General features: G+C 37.5%; 24 protein-coding genes. 12 read left to right on the top strand and 12 right to left on the bottom strand.

The genetic code is table 11. The features are described 5' to 3' along the window. Nucleotides 1-80: 80 nt before the first annotated feature. The 6 genes from ABD769_RS22360 to ABD769_RS22335 form a co-directional block, all read right to left on the bottom strand. Nucleotides 81-632, bottom strand: a complete 552-nt coding sequence (locus ABD769_RS22360) for a NifU family protein (RefSeq protein ID WP_344853579.1) — start codon at nucleotides 630-632, stop codon at nucleotides 81-83. 87 nt (nucleotides 633-719) lie between these two features. After that, complete coding sequence (purB, locus tag ABD769_RS22355) at nucleotides 720-2066, bottom strand: adenylosuccinate lyase (RefSeq protein WP_344853578.1); 1347 nt, start codon at nucleotides 2064-2066, stop codon at nucleotides 720-722. A gap of 115 nt (nucleotides 2067-2181) precedes the next feature. Continuing rightward, entirely contained in the window at nucleotides 2182-2388 is a 207-nt protein-coding gene (locus tag ABD769_RS22350; protein ID WP_344853577.1) for a hypothetical protein, read from the bottom strand. Between the two features lie 140 nt (nucleotides 2389-2528). Continuing rightward, nucleotides 2529-2750: a hypothetical protein gene (locus ABD769_RS22345; RefSeq protein WP_344853576.1), complete on the bottom strand. Its 222-nt coding sequence runs from the start codon at nucleotides 2748-2750 to the stop codon at nucleotides 2529-2531. A gap of 129 nt (nucleotides 2751-2879) precedes the next feature. Continuing rightward, complete coding sequence (locus tag ABD769_RS22340; RefSeq protein ID WP_025142864.1) at nucleotides 2880-3098, bottom strand: hypothetical protein; 219 nt, start codon at nucleotides 3096-3098, stop codon at nucleotides 2880-2882. Nucleotides 3099-3243: 145 nt separating this feature from the next. Next, nucleotides 3244-3465 (bottom strand): hypothetical protein, encoded by a 222-nt coding sequence (locus ABD769_RS22335; RefSeq protein ID WP_055911571.1) that lies wholly within the window; start codon nucleotides 3463-3465, stop codon nucleotides 3244-3246. Nucleotides 3466-3670: 205 nt separating this feature from the next. Here ABD769_RS22335 and ABD769_RS22330 point away from each other — a divergent pair, with 205 nt between their 5' ends. From ABD769_RS22330 to ABD769_RS22315, 4 genes are all read left to right on the top strand, one after another. Beyond that, nucleotides 3671-4237: an RNA polymerase sigma factor gene (locus tag ABD769_RS22330; RefSeq protein ID WP_344853574.1), complete on the top strand. Its 567-nt coding sequence runs from the start codon at nucleotides 3671-3673 to the stop codon at nucleotides 4235-4237. Between the two features lie 8 nt (nucleotides 4238-4245). Further along, nucleotides 4246-5340: a S1C family serine protease gene (locus ABD769_RS22325; protein WP_344853573.1), complete on the top strand. Its 1095-nt coding sequence runs from the start codon at nucleotides 4246-4248 to the stop codon at nucleotides 5338-5340. Between the two features lie 163 nt (nucleotides 5341-5503). After that, entirely contained in the window at nucleotides 5504-6139 is a 636-nt protein-coding gene (locus ABD769_RS22320) for a peroxiredoxin (RefSeq protein WP_344853572.1), read from the top strand. Nucleotides 6140-6350: 211 nt separating this feature from the next. Further along, nucleotides 6351-6548, top strand: coding sequence for a cold-shock protein (locus ABD769_RS22315; protein WP_029276380.1), 198 nt, complete (start codon nucleotides 6351-6353; stop codon nucleotides 6546-6548). A 720-nt stretch (nucleotides 6549-7268) separates the two neighbouring features. Here ABD769_RS22315 and ABD769_RS22310 read toward each other — a convergent pair. The 4 genes from ABD769_RS22310 to ABD769_RS22295 all read right to left on the bottom strand — a co-directional run bounded on the left by ABD769_RS22310 (nucleotide 7269) and on the right by ABD769_RS22295 (nucleotide 11013). Beyond that, nucleotides 7269-8456 (bottom strand): class I SAM-dependent methyltransferase, encoded by a 1188-nt coding sequence (locus ABD769_RS22310; protein WP_344853570.1) that lies wholly within the window; start codon nucleotides 8454-8456, stop codon nucleotides 7269-7271. 119 nt (nucleotides 8457-8575) lie between these two features. Next, a complete protein-coding gene (locus tag ABD769_RS22305; protein ID WP_344853569.1) occupies nucleotides 8576-9841 on the bottom strand; it encodes an aspartate kinase in 1266 nt (421 codons plus the stop codon). Nucleotide 9842: 1 nt separating this feature from the next. Continuing rightward, nucleotides 9843-10310, bottom strand: a complete 468-nt coding sequence (locus ABD769_RS22300) for a GNAT family N-acetyltransferase (protein WP_344853568.1) — start codon at nucleotides 10308-10310, stop codon at nucleotides 9843-9845. A gap of 1 nt (nucleotide 10311) precedes the next feature. After that, a complete protein-coding gene (locus ABD769_RS22295) occupies nucleotides 10312-11013 on the bottom strand; it encodes a YggS family pyridoxal phosphate-dependent enzyme (RefSeq protein WP_344853567.1) in 702 nt (233 codons plus the stop codon). A gap of 93 nt (nucleotides 11014-11106) precedes the next feature. Here ABD769_RS22295 and ABD769_RS22290 point away from each other — a divergent pair, with 93 nt between their 5' ends. The 5 genes from ABD769_RS22290 (at nucleotide 11107) to ABD769_RS22270 (ending at nucleotide 17115) form a co-directional block, all read left to right on the top strand. Further along, on the top strand, nucleotides 11107-11646 hold the full coding sequence (locus tag ABD769_RS22290; protein WP_344853566.1) for a DUF4296 domain-containing protein: 540 nt from the start codon (nucleotides 11107-11109) through the stop codon (nucleotides 11644-11646). Between the two features lie 6 nt (nucleotides 11647-11652). Next, nucleotides 11653-14031 carry an endonuclease MutS2 gene (locus ABD769_RS22285; protein WP_344853565.1) on the top strand — a complete coding sequence of 793 codons (2379 nt, stop codon included), beginning with the start codon at nucleotides 11653-11655 and terminating at the stop codon, nucleotides 14029-14031. Between the two features lie 226 nt (nucleotides 14032-14257). Further along, nucleotides 14258-15346: a PQQ-dependent sugar dehydrogenase gene (locus ABD769_RS22280; RefSeq protein WP_344853564.1), complete on the top strand. Its 1089-nt coding sequence runs from the start codon at nucleotides 14258-14260 to the stop codon at nucleotides 15344-15346. A 296-nt stretch (nucleotides 15347-15642) separates the two neighbouring features. Beyond that, nucleotides 15643-16347, top strand: coding sequence for a CoA transferase subunit A (locus tag ABD769_RS22275; protein ID WP_344853563.1), 705 nt, complete (start codon nucleotides 15643-15645; stop codon nucleotides 16345-16347). A gap of 108 nt (nucleotides 16348-16455) precedes the next feature. Next, complete coding sequence (locus ABD769_RS22270) at nucleotides 16456-17115, top strand: CoA transferase subunit B (RefSeq protein WP_344853562.1); 660 nt, start codon at nucleotides 16456-16458, stop codon at nucleotides 17113-17115. A 102-nt stretch (nucleotides 17116-17217) separates the two neighbouring features. On the opposite strand, the gene ABD769_RS22265 is transcribed toward ABD769_RS22270, so the two are convergent. Together ABD769_RS22265 and ABD769_RS22260 are read right to left on the bottom strand one after the other, a co-directional pair. Continuing rightward, nucleotides 17218-17868 carry a uridine kinase family protein gene (locus ABD769_RS22265; protein WP_344853561.1) on the bottom strand — a complete coding sequence of 217 codons (651 nt, stop codon included), beginning with the start codon at nucleotides 17866-17868 and terminating at the stop codon, nucleotides 17218-17220. Beyond that, a complete protein-coding gene (locus ABD769_RS22260; RefSeq protein ID WP_344853560.1) occupies nucleotides 17865-19394 on the bottom strand; it encodes a muramidase family protein in 1530 nt (509 codons plus the stop codon). Before ABD769_RS22260 ends, ABD769_RS22265 begins: the two co-directional genes overlap by 4 nt. Nucleotides 19395-19679: 285 nt before the next feature. On the opposite strand from ABD769_RS22260, the gene ABD769_RS22255 reads away from it, so the two are divergent. The 3 genes from ABD769_RS22255 (at nucleotide 19680) to ABD769_RS22245 (ending at nucleotide 24610) form a co-directional block, all read left to right on the top strand. Next, on the top strand, nucleotides 19680-20159 hold the full coding sequence (locus ABD769_RS22255; protein WP_344853559.1) for a Dps family protein: 480 nt from the start codon (nucleotides 19680-19682) through the stop codon (nucleotides 20157-20159). A gap of 105 nt (nucleotides 20160-20264) precedes the next feature. Beyond that, a complete protein-coding gene (locus tag ABD769_RS22250; protein ID WP_344853558.1) occupies nucleotides 20265-22100 on the top strand; it encodes a UbiD family decarboxylase in 1836 nt (611 codons plus the stop codon). An 89-nt stretch (nucleotides 22101-22189) separates the two neighbouring features. Continuing rightward, a complete protein-coding gene (locus ABD769_RS22245; RefSeq protein WP_344853557.1) occupies nucleotides 22190-24610 on the top strand; it encodes a hypothetical protein in 2421 nt (806 codons plus the stop codon). Nucleotides 24611-24629 lie beyond the last annotated feature (19 nt).

The raw sequence follows: 24629 nt of genomic DNA, 5'->3' as shown, positions 1-24629 counted from the left end.
ACGGGAAAGAGGTTCAAATAAAAAAAGTCCCGGTTTACACCAGGACCTTTTCACTATATATGTACTATGAAAAATGCAATTTAAAGCGCTTCAGAAACTACTTCTGTAACTTCTGGTACCATTCGCTGTAATAAATTCTGGATACCTGATTTAAGCGTAATGGTAGAAGATGGACAGCCACTGCAAGATCCACGCAATTCTACCGTTACCACACCTTCATCAAAAGATTTATAGGTAATTGCACCGCCATCCTGCTCAACAGCCGGACGAACGTAGTCATGTAAAATCTGCTGGATTTTAATTTCAGTTTCCGAACCTTCAAAAGCCGGAGCTTCTTCAGCAGTTGCTTCTTTAATTTTCAATTCAGATTCTACCGCTCCTTTAACAAATTCTTTCAAAATGGCTTCAATATCAGCCCATTCAGCATCATCTGTTTTGGTAACAGTAACAAAGTTACTGGCGAAAAACACACCAGAAACAAAGTTGAACTTAAATAACTCTTTAGCAAACGGAGAGTGTTCTGCACTTTCTTTAGTCGCAAAATCTTCACTGCCATTAATTAACAGCTTATTTACCATGAATTTCATGGTAGCTGGGTTTGGAGTCTGTTCTGTATATACGTTAATCGTCATGTCTTAATCAATTTGAATAAACAAAATTAACAATAAGTCATTAATAAAACCTTTAACTGCTGTCTGCTTAACGTCAATTTAATCAGGTTAAAAAACGCCGGTATAATTAAAAGGGCTGATGGTCCTTAATTGCACTTTTATCTCTTCCGAAACGGCAAGTCCTTCAATAAAATCAGCAATACTGGCTGCGTTGATTTTTGAATTGGTCCTGGTAAGTTCTTTCAAAGCTTCATAAGGATTAGGAAAGTTCTCTCTTCTCAACACCGTTTGGATGGCTTCTGCTACAACTGCCCAGTTATCATCTAAATCAGCATGTAGAGCTGCTTCATTTAATAAAATTTTATTCAGGCCGCGTAAAGTAGAATTAATGGCAATTAAAGTATGACCGAATGGAACCCCAATATTTCTTAAAACAGTAGAATCGGTTAAATCTCTTTGTAAACGCGAAATAGGCAATTTCGCAGCAAAAAACTCGAATAAGGCGTTTGCAATACCTGCATTACCTTCTGCATTTTCAAAATCAATCGGGTTAACTTTATGTGGCATAGCCGACGAACCGATTTCTCCTGCCTTAATTTTCTGTTTGAAATAATTTTTCGAGATATAGGTCCAGATATCCCTGTCCAAATCGATAATGATATTATTGATGCGTTTTAGGGCATCGCATTGTGCCGCAAACTGATCGTAGTGTTCAATTTGTGTAGTATGTTGCGCACGGGTTAAACCCAAAGTGTTGTTTACAAACTCATTTGAAAAATCAACCCAGTTTACTTGTGGATAGGCAATATGGTGTGCGTTAAAATTTCCGGTTGCGCCACCAAATTTTGCGCTGTTCGGGATGGCTTTTAAACTTTCTACCTGAATACTCAAGCGCTCTGCGAAAACCAAAAATTCCTTTCCAAGTTTAGTAGGAGAGGCCGGTTGACCGTGCGTATGTGCCAGCATCGGAATATCTTTCCATTCAGTTGCCAGTGCATTTATTTTTTCGATCAAGGTATCGATCGCCGGATAATAACTTTCATTTAAGGCAAGCTTAATAGAGTATGGTATGGCAGTATTGTTAATATCCTGAGAGGTTAGGCCAAAATGGATAAACTCTTTATAATTTTGAAGTGCAAGTGCATCGAATTTGCTTTTGATAAAATATTCTACCGCTTTAACGTCATGATTGGTTACTTTTTCAGTCTCTTTTATTTCCAGCGCATCAGCTTCTGAGAAATTTTCGTGTATTTTACGTAATCCGGCGTAAAGATTTTTATCAAAACTTTCCAAGCCAGGCAAGTTGATCTCACAAAGTGCGATAAAATATTCGATTTCTACAAAAACACGATATTTAATCAATGCTTCTTCCGAAAAGTAAGCAGCTAAACTTTCGGTTGTTTTTCTATAACGACCATCAACAGGTGAAATAGCTTGTAGTGATGTTAAATTCATTATGCGGATTATATTTTTGCCGCAAATTTACTACAATTGATGGATTTTAAGGTCTAGATACCCAAATAAAAAAAAGCCTTAGGTTAACTAAGGCTTTTCAAATGCTTTGATAAAACTATTTTTTAACAGCAGTAGTATCAGTTTTAACTGTAGTGTCTTTAACGGTTGTATCTTTTACAGTAGTATCTTTAACGGTAGTATCAACAACTGTAGAGTCAACTGTAGATGAATCGGTTGTGCCATCTTTTTTCTCTGATTTACAAGCTACAACTGATAAAGATAAAGCTAGTGCTAAAAAGCCCATTTTGAATGCATTTTTCATTTTTTTTGATTGGTTTGGTTTTAAAAATTAATTAATTACCAATTAATACCAGAAAAATTAAAAAGTAACCCGGTTTTTCTAAATAAAAAAGGTCGCGATGTAAAAATCGCGACCTTTTTTATAATATTTAGTTAAATTAACTAGTGTTTTACTTCTTCTTTAGTAGTAGTAGCTTTAACTGTAGTGTCTTTTACGGTAGAATCTTTAACTACTGTATCAACTTTAGTTGTATCAGTAACAATTGTAGAAGAATCTGTAACTGTTGTATCAGCGCCATCAGCTTTTTTGTCTGAACCACCACAAGCAGCAACTGTTAAAGATAAAGCCATGGCTAAAAAGCCTAATTTGAATGCATTTTTCATTTTGATATATGTTTTAGGGTTAATATATACTCTTAATACCCAAATACCTGAAAGGTAACCCTCATATGGGGGTTAAAATAAAAAAACCTCCCGATTTGCATCTGGGAGGTTTTTTTTATGTTATTTAAACTAGTGTTTAACTTCTGTTTTTTCAGTAGTAGTTTTTACTGAAGTATCTTTTACTGTAGAATCTTTAACTACTGTATCTTTTTTAGTAGTATCAGTGATAACAGTTGAAGAATCAGTAGCTGTAGTATCAGCACCTTCTGCTTTTTTCTCTGAGTTACAAGCAACAACTGATAAAGATAAAGCTAAAGCTAAGAAGCCTAATTTGAATGCATTTTTCATTTTGAATATTTTTTAAGTAATTAATTAATTTACCTGTTAATACTGATTATTAAAAAAGGTAACCCAAAAAAATAAAAAAAAATAAAATAAAAATAAAAAACGCCTTAAAGCTTGCTTCAAGGCGTTTTCTTATGATAAAGTTAGACTAGTGTTTAACTTCTTCTGTAGTAGTTGTAGTAGCTTTTACAGTAGTATCTTTAACTGTAGAATCTTTAACTGTAGTATCTTTTGCAGTAGTATCAGTAACGATAGTAGAAGAATCAGTTAAAGTAGTATCAGCTCCTTCAGCTTTTTTCTCTGAGTTACAAGCAACAACTGATAAAGATAAAGCTAAAGCTAAAAAGCCTAATTTGAATGCATTTTTCATTTTTGAATTTTTTTAAAGTAATTAATTTCTTATTAATGCCGCAAAGGTAGAAAGGTAACCCGATAAACAGAAAAAAAGTTAAAATATTTTTTATCCGGCCTTTTGGGTTACCGATGGGCTTAAGTTTGTATTAAGCAATTATAGTAGCTATAAATATTTTTTTGTCTAATATTGGGTTACTATTTACCGAAAAATGTATTAACTAGTGAATAACAGTTTAAAAGGTTCAGTTCCAACAGATAGAGAGGTTATTTTAGGTATTCTAAATAACTCCGAAGATGCACTTAACAAGTTATACAAGGCTTATTATGCAATGGTTTTGCAGTTTATCCTGAACAATAATGGTGATGAAGATGATGCAAAAGATGTTTACCAGGAGGCCATTATTATTTTATATAACAAAATTAAGGAAGGCAACTTTGAGCTGAGCAGCAAACTTAAAACCTACATTTATTCGGTTTGTCGGCGTATCTGGTTAAAGAAACTTAACCTGAACAGTAAAAAGGCAGGCAACATTACCGATTATGAAGATGTGTTTGCCGTTGAGGAAGATGTAGAAGAACACGAAGAAAAAGATGCCGCATTTGTAAAAATGCAATCGGCACTCGATCATCTCGGAGAACCTTGTAAAACCATTATTCAGGATTTTTATATCCACAATTTATCCATGCAGGATATTTGCGAGAAGTTTGGTTATACCAATACCGATAATGCAAAAACGCAGAAATATAAATGCCTGCAAAGGTTAAAGAAAATATTTTTTCAACCATAATAATTGAAATGAGAAACGATTTGGAGTTAGATGCAATTATTGAAGATTATCTTTTAGGTAAACTTAATGCAAAGGAAACTGAAGCTTTTGAACAGTTACGTCGTAATGATGCCACAGTAGATCATAAAGTAGTTTCGCATAAATTCTTTTTAGAATCTATGGAAACGTTTGCCGGGCAGTTGCGTTTAAAGGAACAATTGAACCAGATCCATGCAGAAATTGATGTAGAAAGCTTGGCCAACGCGCTAAGGCCGCATCCATCGCGTGTGGTGCAGTTATGGCGCAAACATAAATCTGCCATTGCCGTTGCCGCTTCATTTTTAATACTTTCACTGGTTTCTATTTATTCTATCCAGCATAGCAGTAAACAGGAAGAACATTACAGGCAATTAAGCAATCAGGTAAATAAAGCCATAAAAACGCAAAACAGCCTGATCAGGAAAATCAATAACAATACCACCACATCTGATAAGCCGAGTGTTCAGAATAGTTTTGGCGGTACAGGTTTTGCCATTTCTACCAATGGTTATATTTTAACCAATCTTCACATTATTAATGGTGCCGATTCTTTATATGTACAGAACAGTAAAGGCGAATCGTTTAAAGTAAAATCTGTTTATACCGATCCACAGAATGATATTGCCATCTTAAAAATCAGCGATAAACATTTCAGTAATTTATCATCTATACCTTATACCATTAAAAGAAGCATGAGCAGTATTGGCGAAATGGTTTATACTTTGGGTTATCCAAAAGATGATGCGGTACTTGGAGAAGGTTATGTGAGCTCGAAAAACGGTTTTATTGGCGATACTACTCAATATCAGGTGGCTATTTCGGTTAACCCGGGTAATAGTGGCGGACCGGTTTTAGATAATAACGGAAATTTAGTGGGGATTATCAGTGGTAAACCGGATCAGACTGAAGGTGCTGCATTCGCAATCAAATCAAAATATATTTTAGAAGCCATGAGGGCAATCCCTCAGGATTCTTTAGGAACAAATAAGCTCTCAGCTAATAAAAAGAGCTTGCTTTCAGGATTAAAACGCACCAAGCAGATCGAAAAAATACAGGATTATGTATTTATGATTAAAGCCTACTAGTTAAAACCCCCAAACAAATTAATATTCTTAAACCCTGTTGATCGAAAATCTTCAGGGTTTTTTATTGCAATTGTAATTTAGAGGTCTTAAAATAATATAATGCCTATGTATTTACTATACTATTGTTTAGATTTGTTTTAATCAACTTAAAAATTATCATATTATGAGCATAAGACTAGGCGATACCGCACCAAATTTCCAGGCCAGTACTTCTATTGGGGAAATCGATTTTTACGAATATTTAGGTGACAGCTGGGGCGTACTGTTTTCTCACCCTGCAGATTATACCCCAGTTTGTACTACAGAATTAGGCAGAACAGCGGCATTAAAAGGTGAATTTGAAAAAAGAAACGTTAAAGTTTTGGCGCTGAGTGTCGATTCTGCCGAATCGCACAAAGGCTGGATCAACGACATTAACGAAACGCAAAATACTTCTGTTGAATTCCCGATTATTGCCGATCCGGATAAAACTGTTGCAAACCTTTATGATATGATCCACCCGAATGCTTCAGAAACATTAACGGTAAGGTCATTGTTCGTCATCAGTCCCGATAAAAAAGTTAAATTGATTATTACTTACCCAGCTTCTACCGGCAGAAACTTTAATGAAGTATTGCGGGTAATCGATTCTTTACAACTTACGGCCAATTATAGCGTAGCTACTCCTGCCGATTGGAAGGATGGAGAAGATGTAATTGTGGTTAACAGCATCAAAACCGAGGATATTCCGGCTAAATTTCCGAAAGGACACCAGGTAATTAAACCTTATTTACGTACAACACCTCAACCGAATAAATAATTTTGCGATTTCCTTTTTTGAAACGCAACATTCTTGTTGAACGGCCAAAAAGGGGTTGCATTATAGGCGTAAATTATTATATTTGATAGTTTTGTTTCAATATTAACGCTCAAACTGATTGTTTATCCCATTTTTAAGAGTCAATTGGTTGAATGAAATGCTGATCAAAGCGTAAAAGGTTTATTTATTTTATACAATTTTTTATTTTTTTATGGCAACCGGAAAAGTTAAGTGGTTTAACACTCAAAAAGGCTTTGGATTTATTGTGCAAGAAGACAATAAAGACTTATTTGTACATTTTAAAGATGTTTTAGGTGGAATCGAAAGCTTGAAAGAAAACGACACAGTAGAATTTGAAGTAGCTGAAGGCAGAAAAGGTTTACAGGCAGTAAACGTTAAGAAAGTTTAAGCAAATCACATAAAGATTATTTCTTCATCCCTGCAAAAGGCCTTTCGAAAGAAGGGCTTTTTGCATTAATAGTATTGTCATTCTGAACCTAGTGAAGAATCCCTGGCCGATGAAATACGGTATTCCGGACTTTACTTTACATAAAGGTCAATTGGCATTTAGTTAGGATTTCACTACCCGCAAGTTCTTGATTAAGTTCAGGGGCACTTATAACTAGAGTTATTTAATTTAATTTTGTTTTGTTTTTTGAAAAGCAGCAGCAGTAGTACTTCGGTTTCGCTAGTCCCGCCATTTGCTTAATCCCGATTGAAATGCGCTAAGGATAAAATATAATACTTAAATCGGGATAACGCTGTCTGTCGGGTTTATTTTACAAACAACAGCTGTACTATTTAAGCAAGCTAAACCCGATCTTAGCGAGATGCCGATATTTTCATCGGCAGAAGCGGGAGCGGGACTGTGGTATCCCAAAAGCTTCTGAACCTGCTTTCCTAAAAAAGTTAGCTGGATTTAAATTTAATATTTTGTATATTAAAGATTCTTCACTGCGTTCAGAATGACAGTTCAATTAAATGGCCATCATCTCGACTGGAATGCCTGCCCGTACAGGCGGGGAGAGATCTATCTCGGGTTTAGCTTCGCTGAGCACTTTGTGGTTCCCGGCTGCGTTGCACTCCGCTCGAAATGACGATAATTGAGGGGTCATACCTAGAATAACAGCTAATAATACTGTATAATCGACGCTTTTAAAATTACATTTTCTCCGTTGGCAACCTTGGTGAAAATCAAAAACTGTTCCTGATCTGCTTTGATTTTATATTTCTTAACCAGTTCTTCTGCTTTTGCAGGGTAATTACGGACAATCACGTTACCTCTTAAATTCCCTGCTTTTTTGAGTTCAGTGGTGTTCAGTATTGCATCTATTTTAAATATCCTACCCGCAAATACCTTGTTTATCGCATCAGATGTAAATAGCTGCGTTTGAGGATGCAGTTTTAAGAGATTATAAGTTGATCCGATTAAATTAAAAGCGCCTGACTTTAAAAGCGCCGCATCTGGCTCGTACAGAAAATCGCCAATATTTAATTTTTCTGCAAATTGAACAGCTCCGTTGGCTGCTGACCGGTAGAAAGAAAAATCTTTTTCAATTCCATTATTTAAAGTTGCTGCAATAATTTTGGTGTCTTGATCAAATCCCTTATCTATTACCCACAAAAGCTCCTTACATTCATTTTTCACGCTCACAATGTGAATTTCGCTAACTTGTTTCAGCTCGGCTAGGCCAGCAGAAATATCAAGTAATGGAGCCGTTTTAATAATAATCCTCGATGATTTTTTTAACAATGTATCCAAATTACCCACTACATCCGGACTACAGTCTTTCAGCATAAAAACCTTGCCTTTTTCTGCCCTACGAGCAGGATCTACATAAATAGTATCGAATGCTTTGTCAATATTTTGAATATAAGCAATGCCATCTTCTGATTTAAATGTGATGTTTATTACTTCTAATGCATTTGAATTATGCTGTGCTATTACCGATAATTCAGGATTGATTTCGCAGTGGATAACTTCTTGTATTTTTTTAGAAAAATAATAACTATCTATGCCAAAACCTCCTGTAATATCGATTAAAGTATTTCCTTTGACCAGCTTTGATTTGTAATTCGCTGTAACTTCGGAAGATGTTTGCTCTATAGAAAGTACGGGCGGGTAGTAAATATTTTCGGTATTGAACCAGGTGGGTAATTTCTTCTCCGATTTCTTTTTTGCGGTAATCTGTGTAGCTAATTCGGCTGAAGTTACGCCTTCGAACGGACTTTTGGCTAAAGCAATCTGATTTACATCTGCACTTAAGTTTGCGTTGATATAATTTTGTACAGATTTAGCTAAAAGTTTGTTGTTCATTTATATTATTAAAAAGGATCATCATTCCGACTGAAGCGCAGCGAAATGGAGAAATCTGTTTAGGTAGGTTTCTCCACAGCGGTTGAAATGACGTACGCGTTTAATGTTATTCAATAACGTTATGTTTTATTCTTCATCACCATCTGGCAGGTGTGGCGGCTTTTAACTTCGAGTAAAATATCTTTTTCTACGGTTACACGATCAATCGTTTGCTGATTGTAATAACGGATGGTTACCAGTTCCAGGCCCTTATTGTATTTCACGGTAAATTCATCTGATAGGTCATTGATCAGTTTTTCTATCTGAACCGGATGATCATCAATACTTACCGAGAAACTGATTGCAGAATTGAGCATGGTATTGATTTTAATTTTATGCTTATGAAAAAGTTCAAAAATATTGCTCAGATTTTCTTCAATAATAAAGGAATAATCTTTCGGGAAAATAGAAATTAGCGCCTGGTTCACCTTAAAAATGAAAGAGGGGATTGGCAAGGGATTATTTTCTTTGGTAATGGCAGTTCCGGAACCTTCCGGCTGGATAAACGACCTCACAAAAAGCGGAATACCTTTGTTTTGAAGCGGTTTTATCGTTTTTGGATGGATTACCGTTGCGCCATAATAAGTAAGTTCTATGGCATCGTGGTAAGAGAGCTGGGCAATTTTTTCGGTTTCATCAAACCACTTTGGATCGGCATTCAATACACCTGGAACATCTTTCCATATGGTTAAAGCAGCGGCATCTAAACAGGAAGCAAATATAGCTGCTGAATAATCAGAACCTTCACGACCTAAAGTTGTGGTGTAATTTTCACTTGTTCCGCCGATAAAGCCTTGGGTTACAATGATGTTTTCGGTCAAAAGCGGGACCAAATCTTTCCGGATAATCTGATTGGTTTTTGCCCAGTCAACTTTTCCTTCACGATAAGTATTATCAGTCTGGATATAGTTGCGCGCATCTGCCCATAGTGTCTTACTACCCGTTTCATTTAACCAGGCTGCTACAATTTTGGTCGAAACTACTTCACCGATGGATACAATCTGGTCGTAAATATAATCCGGATTGTTGTCCGGTTCATCTTCGATCAACCAATCGATTTCTACAAAAGTATTGGCTACATCATCGTAAACCGGATGGTGTTTTCCTTGAAAAAGTTCGTCTATGATGTTGAAATGAAAATGTTTAATTTCTTCAAAAATGGCATGCGCCTCATCATTTTGTGCTAAAAATGCCTGGGTGAGCTTTTCTAATTTATCGGTGATTTTGCCCATCGCCGAGATTACGACCAGCAAGTTTCCTTTTTTGTAATCGCGCACAATATTGGCCAGGTTTTTTACACCTGCCGCATCTTTTACCGAGGCACCACCAAACTTAAAAATATCCATATTAAAATGCCTTGATTTGTTCTGTAGATAAAGCTGCGTTTAACCAGCCACTTTCTAAATGTGCTTTGTATTTATTGTAAAAATTAATGGCGGGTTCATTCCAGTCGAGCACCTGCCAAACCATTCCGCTATAATTGCCGTTTTTGGCTTCTGCTATTACTTTTTCGAATAATATTTTGCCCAGGCCTTTTCCACGGAATTCTTCGGTTACGATAAAATCTTCGAGGTATAATCTGCAGCCTTTCCAGGTAGAATAGCGGGTGTAATAAAGCGCAAAGCCGACAATAGTGTTATCCACTTCTGCTACAAAAGCCTTCCAAACCGGGTTTTTACCAAAGCCTGCATCAATAAAATGATCTAAAGTAACGGTTACTTCTTCAGGAGCCTTCTCGTAAACGGCTAACTCATTAATCAGCTCCAGTATTCTTGGGCAATCTTCTGCCGTTGCAAATCTGATGTTAAAATCCATACTAATTGGCAGAAATATCGTTTTTAAAATGTTTAATTACTCTTTTTCCGAAAATACTGCTTCCAATGCGAACCATGGTACTGCCTTCTTCGACTGCGATTTTATAATCGGCGCTCATTCCTGTTGATATTTCTTTAAAAGAATCCTCTTTACGGAAAAAGCTTACTTTTATACCATCAAAAAATACTTTTAATTCGTTAAACTCAACAGTAATCTGTTTTTCGTTTTTTGTATTGGTAGCGATGCCCATTAAACCTACAATACGGATGTTTTTTAATCCGGCGAATGCTTCGTCGCGTAGCAATTCAATCACTTCATCAAAACCAAGCCCGAATTTGGTATCTTCATCGGCAATGTAAACCTGTAACAAACAGTCAATTACGCGTTTGTTTTTTGCGGCTTGTTTATCAATTTCCTGCAGCAGTTTTAAACTATCAACTCCATGTATGAGTTTAACAAAAGGGGCAATGTATTTTACTTTGTTGGTTTGCAGGTGGCCGATGAGGTGCCATTCGATATCTTTAGGGAGCTGGGCTTCCTTTTCAACCATTTCCTGTACATGGTTTTCTCCAAAAATGCGCTGTCCGGCGTTATATGCTTCTAAAATTGATTCTATTGGTTGTGTTTTTGAAACTGCAATCAGTTTTACCCCGTCCGATTCAACTTCGCTTTTATATTTTTTAAGATTATCAGCTATGCTCATTTATAACTATTTTTGGTAAAATTAATAACCTTGCTGCAATTTGGGCAAAAAATAATATTTTAATTAAGCATGAAGAGATTAATATGGGTTTTAATGACAGCTATATTATGGTTTGGTTGCAAACCGGGCATACCTGATGACATTATTAAACCTGATAAGATGGAAAAGATTTTATATGATATGCATATTGTTGATGGCTACATAGCTAGCATCTATGTGGCAGACTCTGCTAAAAAGGTGGCAGCAGCATATTATAAAGGAATTTATAAAAAATTCGGAATAGATTCTGCGGCGTATAATAAAAGTCTGGTGTGGTATAATACCAATCCGAAGGAGCTTGAACTGATGTACAAAAACATACAGAAATCTTTAACCCAGCAGAAAAAAGCGGTAGAAATAGCGGATAAAATGATCCAGAAAAAGAAATTTAAAGCCGATTCACTGGTGATTGCGAAGAAGTTTAAGGCCGATTCTCTCGCGATCAGAAAAAAAATGAAACCCGATTCTTTATCGAAGGTAAAAGCTACAGCTGAGATTGCGAAAAAGAAAAAACAGGCCGATTCACTCATTAATATAAAGAAAACCGGGGCAATGCAGGTGGTTTCGGCCACCACGCCGGCACTGGTACAATAAAATAATATGTTATATCCCGATAATTGTTTAGAACGTTTAGGTTTTGTAGAGATCAGGCAGCTGATCAGCAAGCATTGTTTGAGCCCCATGGGACAAACAATGGTGGGCAAGATGCAGGTGATGAACCGTTTTGATCAGATTGATAAATTTTTACGGCAAACAAACGAATTCAAAAGCATCCTTCAAAACCAGGAGCCTTTACAGATTAATACTTTTTTTGATATTAAATCGCTGGTTGAAAAAATCAGGGTAGAAGGCACTTATCTTTTAGAAGATGAGTGGTTTCAGGTATATACTTCCCTGCAAACTGTTTTTTCGGTATTGCGATTTTTTGAAGAGCGGGCCGAAGTTTACCCCACGCTCGAAGCTTTATTTGAGCATTTACCCATCGAAAAAACAATTCTCCGTAAAATTGAAACGGTAATTGATGCCAAAGGGAAGATTAAACCCAATGCTTCAAAAGAATTGCAGGAGATTACAGGTGCGATTGCAAAAACGGAGCAGGACGTGCGTAAACGGATGGATTCGATTTACAAGCAGGCCATTGCCAATAACTGGGTTGCCGATGGTAGCTTAACCATTCGTGATGGCCGGATGTGTATCCCGGTTTTGGCCGAGAATAAGCGTAAGCTTAAAGGTTTTGTGCACGACGAATCGGCCACAGGACAAACTGTTTACATTGAACCGGAAGAAGTTTTTACTTTAAATAATAAGCTGCGCGATTTAGAATTTGATAAACGCCGAGAAATCATTAAGATTTTAATTGCATTGACGGATGATCTTCGTCCATATTCGCCATTATTGCTTTCTTATCATGGTTTCCTTACCAAACTCGATTTTGTGCGTGCCAAGGCGTTATTTGCTTTAGATATTGAAGCAGAAATGCCCGGTTTATTAAAAGAGCCTAAAACCAAACTGATCAATGCAAGACATCCTTTGTTATCGATTTCTTTTACAGCAGAAAAGAAAACCGTTACGCCCTTAAACATTCATATAGATGCCGAAACGCGTGTGGTTTTGGTATCAGGGCCGAATGCCGGAGGTAAATCTGTTTGTATGAAAACCGTTGGTTTACTGCAAATTATGCTGCAAACAGGTTTGTTGATTCCCGTTGATGCGAATAGTGAGGTGGGTATTTTTGAGAATATTTTTGCCGATATTGGTGATGATCAATCAATAGAAAGTGATTTGAGTACCTACAGTGCACACCTGAAAAAGATGCGTTATTTTGTAGAACATGCCTCGCCAAAAACAATGGTGCTGATTGATGAGTTTGGTACAGGTACCGATCCGCAATTTGGCGGACCAATGGCAGAAGCTGTTTTAGAAGTATTGAACAATAAAAAAGTAAGAGGCGTAATCACTACCCACTATTCTAATTTAAAGCTGTTCGCAGGGAATACGCCGGGATTGGAAAATGCATCAATGCTTTTTGATAATGCAAAGATGAAACCGCTTTACATTTTAGAAATGGGAAAACCGGGTAGTTCTTACGCTTTCGAAATTGCACAGAATATTGGTTTGCCAAAAGAGGTAATTCAATTGGCCAGAGAGAAAACAGGTTCCAACCAGAACCGGGTAGATACCATGCTGGTTGATCTGGAACGTGAGAAGAAAAACGTTTATGATGCAAAAGTGAGCCTGGCCAATCAGCAGAATAAAGCTAAAAACCTCGTTGCTGAAAATGAAAAGTTAAAAGCGTTTTTAGAGGAGAACAAAAAGGTACTCATTAAAGAAGCGAAGCAGGAAGCGCAAAATATCATTAAAAATGCCAATAAGCTGGTAGAAAACACCATTGCAGAGATTAAAGAAAAACAGGCCGATAAGGAAGTAACTAAAGAACTGCGCCAGAACCTGCAACGTGAACTGGTTAAAAATACGGTGCCAAAAGAACGTCCAAAGCCGGTGCCTGTGGTGGTTACAGGCGAAATTGAAGTAGGCGATCTGGTAAAATTTACGGATAGTGAAACCATTGGTCAGGTTTTGGAAATTAACCGGAATGAACTGGTTCTGGCTATTGGCGATTTACGGTCGACAGTTAAAAAGAACCGTGTGCAAAAGGTTAGCAACCGCGAAGCAAAAAAAGTGATACAAAGCAGTGCAAATTCTTTTGCCGGGCGTATGAACGATGCTGTTTCGGGCTTTCGGGCCGAATTAGACCTTCGTGGCAAACGTACGGAAGATGCCTTGCATGAAGTAGAAAAATATTTGGATAAAGCCATTATGCTTGGCTTCCCGTCTATTAAACTGATTCATGGTAAAGGAGATGGGATTTTGAGGAAAATGATTAGGGAGTATCTGCGTAAATACAGCCAGGTAAACAGAATGGAGGATGAGCATGCGGATAGAGGGGGAGATGGAATTACTTATGTTTATTTGAATTAGAGGGGTTTTAGACACAGGATTCGAGACACGAGATGTGAAATAAGCTGTTCAAGAAAGCATCATCTTCTCGACTGAAGCGTAGCGGAATGGTGAGATCTATCTAAGCAGATTTCAATAAAAAGAGTTGTTATTGCTTCGTCGGCTGAAAAAGCCTTCTCGCCATGACGGTAACACCAAAACTAAAACTTTATAGCCGTAACTATGTTATTTCTAAAACGTTACGGCTATGAAAAAAATCTTGCTCTGCTTTTTTGTGGTATTGGTTGCCACAACTTGCAAAAAGACTGACAATGGTAATGAAGATCCGGAAACACTACCTGATGTAGAATTAAAAGCAAAAGTTGTTGTTTCCGGGTTAAGTCTTCCGTGGGAAATGGTGTACGGACCTGATAATTTCATCTGGTTTACCGAAAAAGCAGGTAAAATCAGCCGTTTAAATCCTTCTACAGGTCAAATTACGCCATTATTAACCATTTCTGAGGTGCGCACCAACGGCGAAGGTGGTTTATTGGGCATGGCATTGCATCCTGATTTCACTGCTAATCCTTATATTTATGTTATTTACGGCTATGGAAATACCTATAAAGCAAAAGTGGTGCGTTATACTTATGGCGGAGGAAATTTAACCAGTCCACTCATATTGTTAGATCAGATTCCTGCTGCTTCCATTCATAACGGCTCGCGTCTGTTAATCAGTGGCGGCAAATTATTCATTAGTACGGGTGACGCTTCCGATACGGCAAATCCTCAGAATATAAATTCGTTGGCTGGAAAGATTTTAAGGATCAATTTAGATGGGACCATTCCTTCAGATAATCCTTACCCGAATAATCCGGTTTGGAGTTTAGGACATCGTAATGCGCAGGGTTTGGTGCAGGTTGGAAATAAAATATTTTCCTCAGAACATGGTCCGGATTCAGATGATGAAATCAATATTATTGAAAAAGGCCGGAATTATGGCTGGCCAAATATTAAAGGTTTTTGTAATGAAAGTGGCGAGCAATCGTTCTGCAGCGCTAATAATGTGGTAGAGCCTTTAATCAACTGGACGCCAACCATTGCGCCAAGTGGCCTGGCTTATTACAATAACAATTATATTCCGCAGTTTAAAAATTCGCTGTTATTGGCGGTATTAAAAGGAACTAAATTAATGCAGCTAAAATTAGATGATGCACAGACTAAAATCACCGGAACAAAAGATTTTTATGTAAATACTTATGGCCGGATCAGGGCTGTTTGCCAATCGCCTGAAGGTAAAATTTATATCTGTACCAGTAACGGAAGTGATGATAAGATTGTAGAAATAGCGAAATAAGCTTATTTCTTTTTATTGCCGGGGCATTTTTTGCAGCGTTTACCTTTTTTAAATTTCTCACAGCATTTTTTGTGTTCGGCTGTACAGCTGAAAATAAAACCCATTCCTTTTTGAAATTCCGGATCGGTGGGTAATATGAATTGGTTTTCTTCTCTCTCGTAAATCATTGCAGCACAAAGGTAATGGTTATTTAGATTAATTCCAATCGATAAATATTCCCTGTAGATTTAAAATTTATAATTGCTGCATTTTTGATGGCAATTTGTAATTTAGCGGACTAACCAAAATTTCATAAAATGATAAATAAAGTGGTATCTGGCGCTGAAGAGGCCATTAAAGATATATCAGATGGGGCAACCATTATGCTTGGCGGTTTCGGTCTCTGTGGTATTCCGGAAAATTGTATTAATGCTTTAGTAAATAAACAGGTCAAAAATTTAACCTGTATCTCCAATAATGCCGGTGTTGATGATTTTGGTATCGGATTGATGCTAAAACAGCGTCAGGTTAAGAAAATGATTTCTTCTTACGTAGGCGAAAATGCAGAATTTGAAAGGCAGTTATTAAGTGGCGAACTGGAAGTAGACCTGATTCCTCAAGGTACTTTAGCCACTCGTTGTCTCGCCGCAGGATATGGTATGCCGGCAATTTTTACCCCCGCAGGTGTAGGTACCGAAGTGGCAGAAGGTAAAGAGGTACGTAATTTTGATGGTAAGGATTATTTGATGGAATATGCTTTTGATGCTGATTTTGCTATTGTAAAAGCCTGGAAGGGTGATACGGCAGGGAATTTAATCTTCAGGTCAACAAGCCGCAACTTTAATCCCGTTATGGCCATGGCAGGTAAAATAACCATTGCAGAGGTAGAAGAACTGGTAGAGGCGGGCGAACTTGATCCTGATTATATCCATACTCCAGGTATTTATGTGCACCGGATTTTTCAGGGGAAAGATTATGAAAAGAGAATTGAGCAGAGAACGGTGAGAAAGTCCGGAGTCTGAAGTCGGCAGTCTGAAGTCGAATAGCAGATTAGAACATTCAATCATTCACTCATTCACTCATTTAATTATCCATTCAATCAATCATTCAAAATTCATTAATTCAATTTTATGTTTTCAAAAGAAGAGATCGCGCAGCGTATCGCTAAAGAAATAAAAGACGGATACTATGTTAACCTTGGCATAGGCATACCTACGTTGGTGGCCAACTATATACCGAAGGGAATTAATGTAGTATTACAATCAGAAAACGGTCTGTTAGGCATGGGGCCATTTCCGTTTGAAGGAGAAGAGGATGCCGATTTAATTAATGCCGGAAAACAAACCATTACAACTTTACCCGGATCATCTATTTTTGATTCGGCTATGAGTTTTGGGATGATTCGTGCACAAAAAGTAGATCTAACCATTCTGGGTGCCATGGAGGTTTCCGAAAACGGGGACATTGCCAACTGGAAAATTCCGGGTAAAATGGTGAAAGGAATGGGTGGAGCAATGGATTTAGTAGCCTCGGCCAAAAACATCATAGTAGCCATGCAGCACATTAATAAGGCCGGCGAAAGTAAATTATTGCCAAAGTGCACCTTGCCTTTAACCGGTGTGAAATGCATTAAAAAAATTATAACCGAACTGGCAGTTTTAGATATTTTACCTAAAGGTGGTTTTAAACTTTTAGAACGTGCGCCAGGGGTGAGTATCGAATTTATTAAGCAATCTACAGCCGGGCGACTGATTGTGGAAGGAGATATTCCGGAAATGAGATTGGATTAGGGAGTGATGTGGTTTGTGAGGACATAAACCACATCGGTAAAGCGTTACGATTTACTATAAATAAGAAGTCAAGTTTTTTAAAACTTGACTTCTTTGGTGGTTTTATTGTATATCTACTAAAATACTATTTCTTAAATCATTTGAAATATCTTCTGTAATGGCGATAATTTCATCAGGTTCGTTGGTGTTGTTCATCACTACCTTATTACATTGTTCGCGGTAGGGCAGCAGGTATTCTTTATAAGCGGGCACTACGTGGTTGTGCCATTTGTATAATACATCTTCTTCAGGATAACCACGTTCCAAACCGTCGCGTTTTATACGACGGTCTAGGGCTACCTGTTCATCAGCATCCACAAAAATGGTATGATTCAATAATGCAGCAATTTCTTTAAAGTGAAGGATAAAAAGGCCCTCTACAATAATAATAGGTGCCGATTTAATTTCCAATATTTTAACCACAGCCAGTGGATTATTAAAGTTGTATTCTTTTTTGTAAACCACTTCTCCACTCATCAATTGCTTAATGTCTCTTAAAAACTGTTCACTATCAATTGTAGATGGAAGATCAAAGTTATACAACTTGTTTTCTTCTTGTGTCATATCACCGGCAGGAATATAATAGTCATCCTGCGATACCAGGGTAACTTCATCTTGTTTAAAATGATGAAGAAAGCAGTTTAGGAAAAATGTTTTGCCCGATCCGCTACCGCCGGCAATACCAATTATAAAAGGCTTTTTGTTTGAACTCATTGAGCACTGTATGTTAAATTGCAGAAAAAACGTTTGTCTAAAGCACCTAATGAATCGGCTACAGCTTTAGTCATTACAATGATAACATCTTTTGTAGATTCGTTCTCTGTAAATTTACCAACAACTTTGGCAAAGGTGGTGCGGTTAGTCATCGGGTTGGTAATTTTAATAACCCTGCCTACAGGTGCTGTACGGTGTAAAACCAGCATTTTTGTGCCATCAAGGTCCTGATCTGCAATCCAAACGGCTGTACCTTTTTCTTCAATCTGACTTAAGCCATAAACACTTGGGTCGCGGCGCAGTTTAGGGTCTTTAACCATCGTACTATCAGGCTCATTTCCCTGGTCTTCTTTTGAAGCTTCGTTTACCGATTTTGGTTGCGGTGGCTTAGGGATAATCAGTTTCTGGTCTACTTTAATATTGTTGTCGTCCAGTTTATTTGCCGTCCTGATCTGATAAGCAGTTAAATTGTATTTTTTTGCGATTGAAAAAATGTTTTCGCCAGTAGCTACCGTATGGATAAAACTCTCTTCTTTTGCTTCTGCAGGAGTTTCTTTTGTTTTTGTTTCGGCCTGTTTTTCTTTTGGTACCTGTACATCAGCAACAATGCCACCCGGAACTTTTAAAACCTGTCCGATGGTAATCGCATTATCAGGCAGATTGTTCATCGTTCTGATCTGATATGCCGTAACCCCGTATTGTTTGGCAATGGTGAAAATCGTTTCGTTTCTCAAAACCGTATGCGTACCCGCTGTATCACTAGATTTATTCTCCTGTGTCGGTTTTTCTTCAATGGCAGCAGTAGAAACTACTTTATTTTCGTCGATATTTTTGGTTGCCGGAATTTTCAGTTTCTGACCGATCCGCAGGTTATTGCCCGAAAGGTTATTGGCTTTTTTCACTTCCTCAACCGTGGTTCCGTATTTCTCAGCAATTTTCCCTAAAAACTCTTTAGGCGCAACGGTGTGCTCAATCATGGTTTGATCTGAGGGTTGCGTATTGGCTGCAGGTACTTCGCTGTTATTTTTTGCTGGTGGAGCTGGTGGAGTAGCTGTGGCAGTTTGTTCTCCGTTTTTTGCAGGGATTTTTATAACCTGGCCAATACTAAGGTTGCTGCCCGTTAAATTGTTTAAGGCTTTAATTTCATTTATAGTAGTACCATATTTTTCGGCCAGCATGTTTAAGTTTTCCTTTGGCTTAATGGTATGTTCTATCACATTACCCGCTGATGATGAAGAAACTTCCGTACTTGATGATCCATTGCCTGTAAAAGGAACATTGGTAGGAACTTTAATGATTACGCCAACCTGCAGGTATTTGTTTTCGTTAAAAGCCATAATATCCTTTGGAGAAACATTATACCTTCTCCCAATGGAATAATAAGTGTCTTTTGCTACAGTTTGATGGATGATCAGTTTTTTGCCTTTATTATTTTCTACACCGATAGAGTCTCTTGCTGTGTTGGCTTTGGCATTTGCAATATTTAAGGCAAATAACACTACAGCAGATAAATATATTTTATGCATTTATTTTTATGTAAATTTCTAAGTCAAAGGGAGCAATTATACGAATAATATTATTAACCATCTTATGTTCTGTAGCTCGTTTTTACGTAAAAATAAGATGACTTTGATCTCGTATTACAGATATAATATTCATTAACAAATGTTTATAAAATTGCTGTTCCCTACAATATTGAATATTAAACGGTCTATTAAATAAGGTATTGTATAAAAGCAATATTTGAGCAAAACTTTTCTAAATTTGGTTTGTTAGGTACACATTAAAAATACATCATAAATTATAATAAAATGGACGCTAAAGAAATAAGCTTAAACGAAAAAGAAGTTAAACCGGTTGTAGATCTGTTAAACGATTATCTGGCTAACTATCATATCCATTATCAAAAATTAAGAGGCTGCCACTGGAATATTAAAGGACAGAACTTTTTTACCCTTCATGTTAAATTTGAAGAACTTTATACCAACGCACAGTTAACCATTGATGAGATTGCTGAGCGTGTTTTAACTTTGGGCAAACCACCGCACAGCCGTTTTGCAGATTATATTAAAGAATCGAAAATTAAAGAAATTGATACCATCGGACTGAAAGACCTTGACATGGTTGATGCCATTTTAGATGATATGGCTACTTTAATCGAATTAGAAAGAGAACTTTTAGAAGCCACTGCTGATGCCGGCGACGATGGTTCTAACGATATGGTGAACCGTTTTATGCAGTTTAAAGAGAAAAATACCTGGATGTTACGCTCTTTTGCCGGTAAAAAATAACAGGTTATTAGTAGGTTAATAGCCCTGTATAAGTAGCTTTATTGTAAAATCTGCTTATATAGGGCTTTTTTGTTTCGTAGAAAATCTAAATATTTATCTTTGGGCATGGCGTACAAAAGTTTAGCAGAATGCGTATCCGATCTCGAAAAGCATGGTCATTTAATCAGGATTAAGGAGGAGGTAGATCCTTATTTAGAAATGGCAGCCATCCATTTGAGGGTGTACGAAAACCAGGGACCAGCGTTATTGTTCGAAAAAGTTAAAGGAAGTCCTTTTCCGGCTGTTTCCAATCTGTTTGGAACGTTGGAACGATCAAAATTCATTTTCAGGGATACTTTGCCAAAAGTACAGCAGCTGGTATCGTTAAGAAACGATCCGATAAAGGCATTAAAAAATCCATTTAAATATGCAGGCTCAGCCATGTCGGCCTTGTCTGCTTTGCCGCTGAAAACGCCCTCTGCAAAAAATAAATTTTTAAAAACGAGCATCAGCCAGCTGCCGCAGATTGTAAACTGGCCGATGGATGGCGGTCCTTTTGTGACCATGCCGCAGGTGTACACCGAAGATGTTGACAAACCCGGTGTGTTGAACGCCAATCTGGGCATGTACCGCATTCAGTTAGGCGGAAACGATTATATTCAGGATAAAGAAATTGGTTTGCATTACCAGATCCACAGGGGGATAGGCGTGCATCAATCGAAAGCCAACGCTTTAGGACAGCCTTTAAAAGTGAGTATTTTTGTCGGTGGTCCGCCGTCGCATCCTTTAGCTGCTGTAATGCCATTGCCCGAAGGTTTGTCGGAAATGACTTTTGCCGGAGCACTTGGCGACAGGCGCTTCCGTTATTTTTACGATGATGAAGGTTTTTGTATTTCTGCTGATGCTGATTTTATCATTACCGGTACTGTTTACCCCAACGAAAATAAACCCGAAGGGCCTTTTGGCGACCATTTGGGCTATTATAGTTTAACGCATCCCTTTCCTTTAATGAAGGTGCACAATGTGTACCATAAAAAAGATGCAATATGGTCGTTTACTGTGGTTGGTCGTCCGCCGCAGGAAGACACCAGTTTTGGTGCCCTGATACACGAAATTACAGGCTCCGCCATACCGCAGGAAATACATGGCTTAAAAGAAGTTCATGCCGTTGATGCTGCGGGTGTGCACCCTTTACTTTTTGCCATCGGTAGCGAACGTTATACGCCATATTTAAAGGAAAGAAGGCCACAGGAAATTTTGACCATTGCCAATCATATTCTGGGTAAAAACCAGTTGAGCCTGGCGAAATACCTTTTTATAGCCGCTAAAGAAGATGATCAGCAACTCAGTACCCATCATATTGAAGATTTTATCAAACACCTATTAGAGCGGATTGATTTAACGAGGGATATCCATTTTTATACCAATACTACCATAGATACGCTGGATTACAGCGGAGACGGCTTAAACAGTGGATCGAAAGTGGTAATTGCAGCAGCGGGAGATAAAAAGCGGGAATTGTGGAATGAAATTCCTGAAGGGTTAAAATTGAGCGATGGCTTTTACCAGCCAAAAATTGCCATGCCGGGTGTTTTAGTTTTAGAGGGCAATAAATACCTTAACCCAGAGAAAACAGCTGCAGAAATTGCGATGTTGAATATGTCGCTCATTGATCAGGATTTAGCTGGCTTGCCCCTGATTATATTGGCCGATGATGCAGCGTTTACTGCCGAAACGATTGATAACCTGGTTTGGGTAGCTTTTACAAGAAGTAATCCGGCAGCCGATGTTTACGGTATTAACGATTTTACGATCAACAAACACTGGGGGTGTAAAGGTTCGATGATTATAGACGCCAGAAAAAAGCCTCATCACGCACCCGAATTAATCAGAGAGGAAGCGGTAGAGGCTAAAATTAATGAAATGGGTAAAAAAGGGGGAGCGTTATTTGGCGTAATATAATTGATTTTATACCCTATAATTAGTCACTATTTGGCGATAATTTGATAATCCAGGTTAAAATGTAGATTTTTAGGTATATCATTCTAAATATGCCTTCAAAATTTCTCATTATCCTTACCCTGATCTTACTTTTTTTAATAAAGGCGAGGGCACAGGATCCAAAACTGGATAGTATTGCCTTAAATCTCAATCGTTATGGCTTAAAAAGCACTCAATCTAATTTGTTCGTCCATTTTGACAAAACTGTCTACACCAATAACGATCAGGTTTGGTTTAGCGGATACCTGCTAAAAACAATAGCCAACTTAGATGATTACCATACACTTTATTTATCGATGATCAACAACATGGATAGTAGTGTCGTCATCCAGGATAAATTTCTCATTGATAAAGGATTTGCCTTCGGATCGCTTACATTACCTGATTCGCTGCCGGGAGGTTCGTATCGTTTTGTTGCGAATACCAATATCAAAAAAGGTAACCAGCCAGATGGTGAATTTGTTCAGCCTGTTACCATTAGATCTTCAACAATAAATCCTTTAACGGCCAATATTTCTATTTTTAAGGCTTATGATGAGCAGAGCAAAAATGGGACAGCGCTTTTAAAAATTTTATCAGGTGATAACCATTTTGTTGAAAATGCAGAGATCAAATATCAAATTGGTAAGGATAAGCAAAAATTAATTTCAGGTATAGCTAAAAGTAGTGTAATCGGTGAACTGATGATCAACTTTCCTGCGGATGAAATTACCTCCGACAATAACCTGCTGCGTATTTCTGTTAAAAAAGGTAAAGATGTCAGGTATGTAACGTTTAACCTTCCGGTTAGAAACCTTTCAAATTATAAAATTCAATTTTACCCGGAAGGAGGCTACCTGGTTGACCGTTTACTATCTAAAGTGGGGTTTGAAATTAAAGACCTCGAAGGGAATGTTGTAAAAGCCAAAGGTATCTTGTATGAAAATGATATCCCAATTGACACCCTTCAAAGCAATTCTACCGGACTTGGCTCATTTTCGATCCGTCCTCAATCATCAAAAAAGTATAATGTTAAACTTTTTGGGCATAAGCAGGAAGATACCAGCTATAATTTGCCGGCAATATTAAAAAATGGGGTGGTTTTATCGGCAGGTACTGCAATTGCTGAAAATGATTTCAGAATGCATCTGGAAGCAAACAACAATCAAAAAGTACATGTTTTGGTGCATAATTTCTCTGATATTTTTTTACATACCGGTTTGATGTTAGCGGCTAACAAAAGCCAGAGCATAAGGTTAAAATTAGACTCTGTTCCCATTGGATTAAATACAGTGACCATCCTGGATAGCAATTACCGGCCAATGGCCGAAAGGATTTTCTTTGCGCATTACGATCAGCTAAATCAAACTGAATTATCGGCAGATAAAAAAGAATACGGCACAAGGGATCAGGTGAACTTAAAACTGAATGTAACTGATAAAAATAACGCTTCAGTTGTAGCTCTGGTATCCGTTTCCTGTACACAAGCCAATAGAATTTCGGTTGGTAATCATCAAAACATTATTGATTACTTTTATTTACAACAATACTTAAAACCACTTCCTAAGCACCCAATAGGGTTAAAATATATTGATCAGGATTATCTGAATGATGTACTCCTGGTGAAAACCTGGAGCAGGTATAAATGGCCTGAAACGTTAGTAGATAATGATACAACAAAACTTACGAACTTTGAATACCGGGGTGAAATAACCAGAAGAAATAAGCCGTTAGATAAACCGCTAGAGTTAACAACCATCGCCGGAGAAAACCTGAATTTTCTGAATACCGATAGCGTAGGGAAATTTAATTTGCCCTTTGCCAATCTAGTTATTAAAGAGCCGAAGTTGCCTGTTTGGTTAGGGATGACAACAGCTAAATACGACCTGTATAAAGTTAAAATCAACAATCCTGAGGATGAGATAAAGAAATATTTAGTAAAGCAAAATTTAGAGCAATTAAACGTAAAAGGTAGTGTGTTGATTGAAGATAACCAAAACTTAAGTTCAATTACCGGCACCAGGCTAAAAGAAGTAACGATTACGAAAAAAAGGGATGAAAGAATTGAATTTGTTAAAAATTCTTATGTTAACAGATGTGGGGATTATGTTTGTATGAATAATATTTTAAACTGTCCCAATCACATGTCCGATAGTGGAAATAAGATTCCTGTAAAGGGTGAGGTTTATGTTAATGAAATCGGACTTGCAGTGATGTACCATGGATGTGTGGAGCCTGAGTCTAAACCCAATGTGATTCTTTTGAAAGGAATTAATCTCCCGAAAGAATTTTATGTATCTGATATCACCAATAAAAATGAGCCTATCAATTTTTCAACCGTTTATTGGAACTATCAGGTAAAGGTTAATGGGGAAACATCAGTTAGTTTCAATACCGGCGATTTAACAGGCACTTTTAAAATTGTTGTACAGGGCGTAACTGATGGGGGAGTGGTTTATGGGGAGAAAGAGATTGTGGTGAGGGGTAAATAGAAAACGGCCTCAATTATTA

The sequence above is a fragment of the Pedobacter jeongneungensis genome (assembly GCF_039538295.1).
GTDB classification, from domain to species: Bacteria; Bacteroidota; Bacteroidia; order Sphingobacteriales; family Sphingobacteriaceae; genus Pedobacter; species Pedobacter jeongneungensis.
This window is presented reverse-complemented; position numbering and strand designations above follow the sequence as displayed.

Excerpts from the sequence above, each read along its gene's own strand:
- ABD769_RS22360 (WP_344853579.1), bottom strand. The coding sequence starts at position 632 with ATGACGATTAACGTATATACAGAACAGACTCCAAACCCAGCTACCATG.
- purB (WP_344853578.1), bottom strand. The coding sequence starts at position 2,066 with ATGAATTTAACATCACTACAAGCTATTTCACCTGTTGATGGTCGTTAT.
- ABD769_RS22350 (WP_344853577.1), bottom strand. The coding sequence starts at position 2,388 with ATGAAAAATGCATTCAAAATGGGCTTTTTAGCACTAGCTTTATCTTTA.
- ABD769_RS22345 (WP_344853576.1), bottom strand. The coding sequence starts at position 2,750 with ATGAAAAATGCATTCAAATTAGGCTTTTTAGCCATGGCTTTATCTTTA.
- ABD769_RS22340 (WP_025142864.1), bottom strand. The coding sequence starts at position 3,098 with ATGAAAAATGCATTCAAATTAGGCTTCTTAGCTTTAGCTTTATCTTTA.
- ABD769_RS22335 (WP_055911571.1), bottom strand. The coding sequence starts at position 3,465 with ATGAAAAATGCATTCAAATTAGGCTTTTTAGCTTTAGCTTTATCTTTA.
- ABD769_RS22325 (WP_344853573.1), top strand. The coding sequence starts at position 4,246 with ATGAGAAACGATTTGGAGTTAGATGCAATTATTGAAGATTATCTTTTA.
- ABD769_RS22320 (WP_344853572.1), top strand. The coding sequence starts at position 5,504 with ATGAGCATAAGACTAGGCGATACCGCACCAAATTTCCAGGCCAGTACT.
- ABD769_RS22315 (WP_029276380.1), top strand. The coding sequence starts at position 6,351 with ATGGCAACCGGAAAAGTTAAGTGGTTTAACACTCAAAAAGGCTTTGGA.
- ABD769_RS22310 (WP_344853570.1), bottom strand. The coding sequence starts at position 8,456 with ATGAACAACAAACTTTTAGCTAAATCTGTACAAAATTATATCAACGCA.
- ABD769_RS22305 (WP_344853569.1), bottom strand. The coding sequence starts at position 9,841 with ATGGATATTTTTAAGTTTGGTGGTGCCTCGGTAAAAGATGCGGCAGGT.
- ABD769_RS22300 (WP_344853568.1), bottom strand. The coding sequence starts at position 10,310 with ATGGATTTTAACATCAGATTTGCAACGGCAGAAGATTGCCCAAGAATA.
- ABD769_RS22295 (WP_344853567.1), bottom strand. The coding sequence starts at position 11,013 with ATGAGCATAGCTGATAATCTTAAAAAATATAAAAGCGAAGTTGAATCG.
- ABD769_RS22290 (WP_344853566.1), top strand. The coding sequence starts at position 11,107 with ATGACAGCTATATTATGGTTTGGTTGCAAACCGGGCATACCTGATGAC.
- ABD769_RS22285 (WP_344853565.1), top strand. The coding sequence starts at position 11,653 with ATGTTATATCCCGATAATTGTTTAGAACGTTTAGGTTTTGTAGAGATC.
- ABD769_RS22280 (WP_344853564.1), top strand. The coding sequence starts at position 14,258 with ATGAAAAAAATCTTGCTCTGCTTTTTTGTGGTATTGGTTGCCACAACT.
- ABD769_RS22275 (WP_344853563.1), top strand. The coding sequence starts at position 15,643 with ATGATAAATAAAGTGGTATCTGGCGCTGAAGAGGCCATTAAAGATATA.
- ABD769_RS22270 (WP_344853562.1), top strand. The coding sequence starts at position 16,456 with ATGTTTTCAAAAGAAGAGATCGCGCAGCGTATCGCTAAAGAAATAAAA.
- ABD769_RS22265 (WP_344853561.1), bottom strand. The coding sequence starts at position 17,868 with ATGAGTTCAAACAAAAAGCCTTTTATAATTGGTATTGCCGGCGGTAGC.
- ABD769_RS22260 (WP_344853560.1), bottom strand. The coding sequence starts at position 19,394 with ATGCATAAAATATATTTATCTGCTGTAGTGTTATTTGCCTTAAATATT.
- ABD769_RS22255 (WP_344853559.1), top strand. The coding sequence starts at position 19,680 with ATGGACGCTAAAGAAATAAGCTTAAACGAAAAAGAAGTTAAACCGGTT.
- ABD769_RS22250 (WP_344853558.1), top strand. The coding sequence starts at position 20,265 with ATGGCGTACAAAAGTTTAGCAGAATGCGTATCCGATCTCGAAAAGCAT.
- ABD769_RS22245 (WP_344853557.1), top strand. The coding sequence starts at position 22,190 with ATGCCTTCAAAATTTCTCATTATCCTTACCCTGATCTTACTTTTTTTA.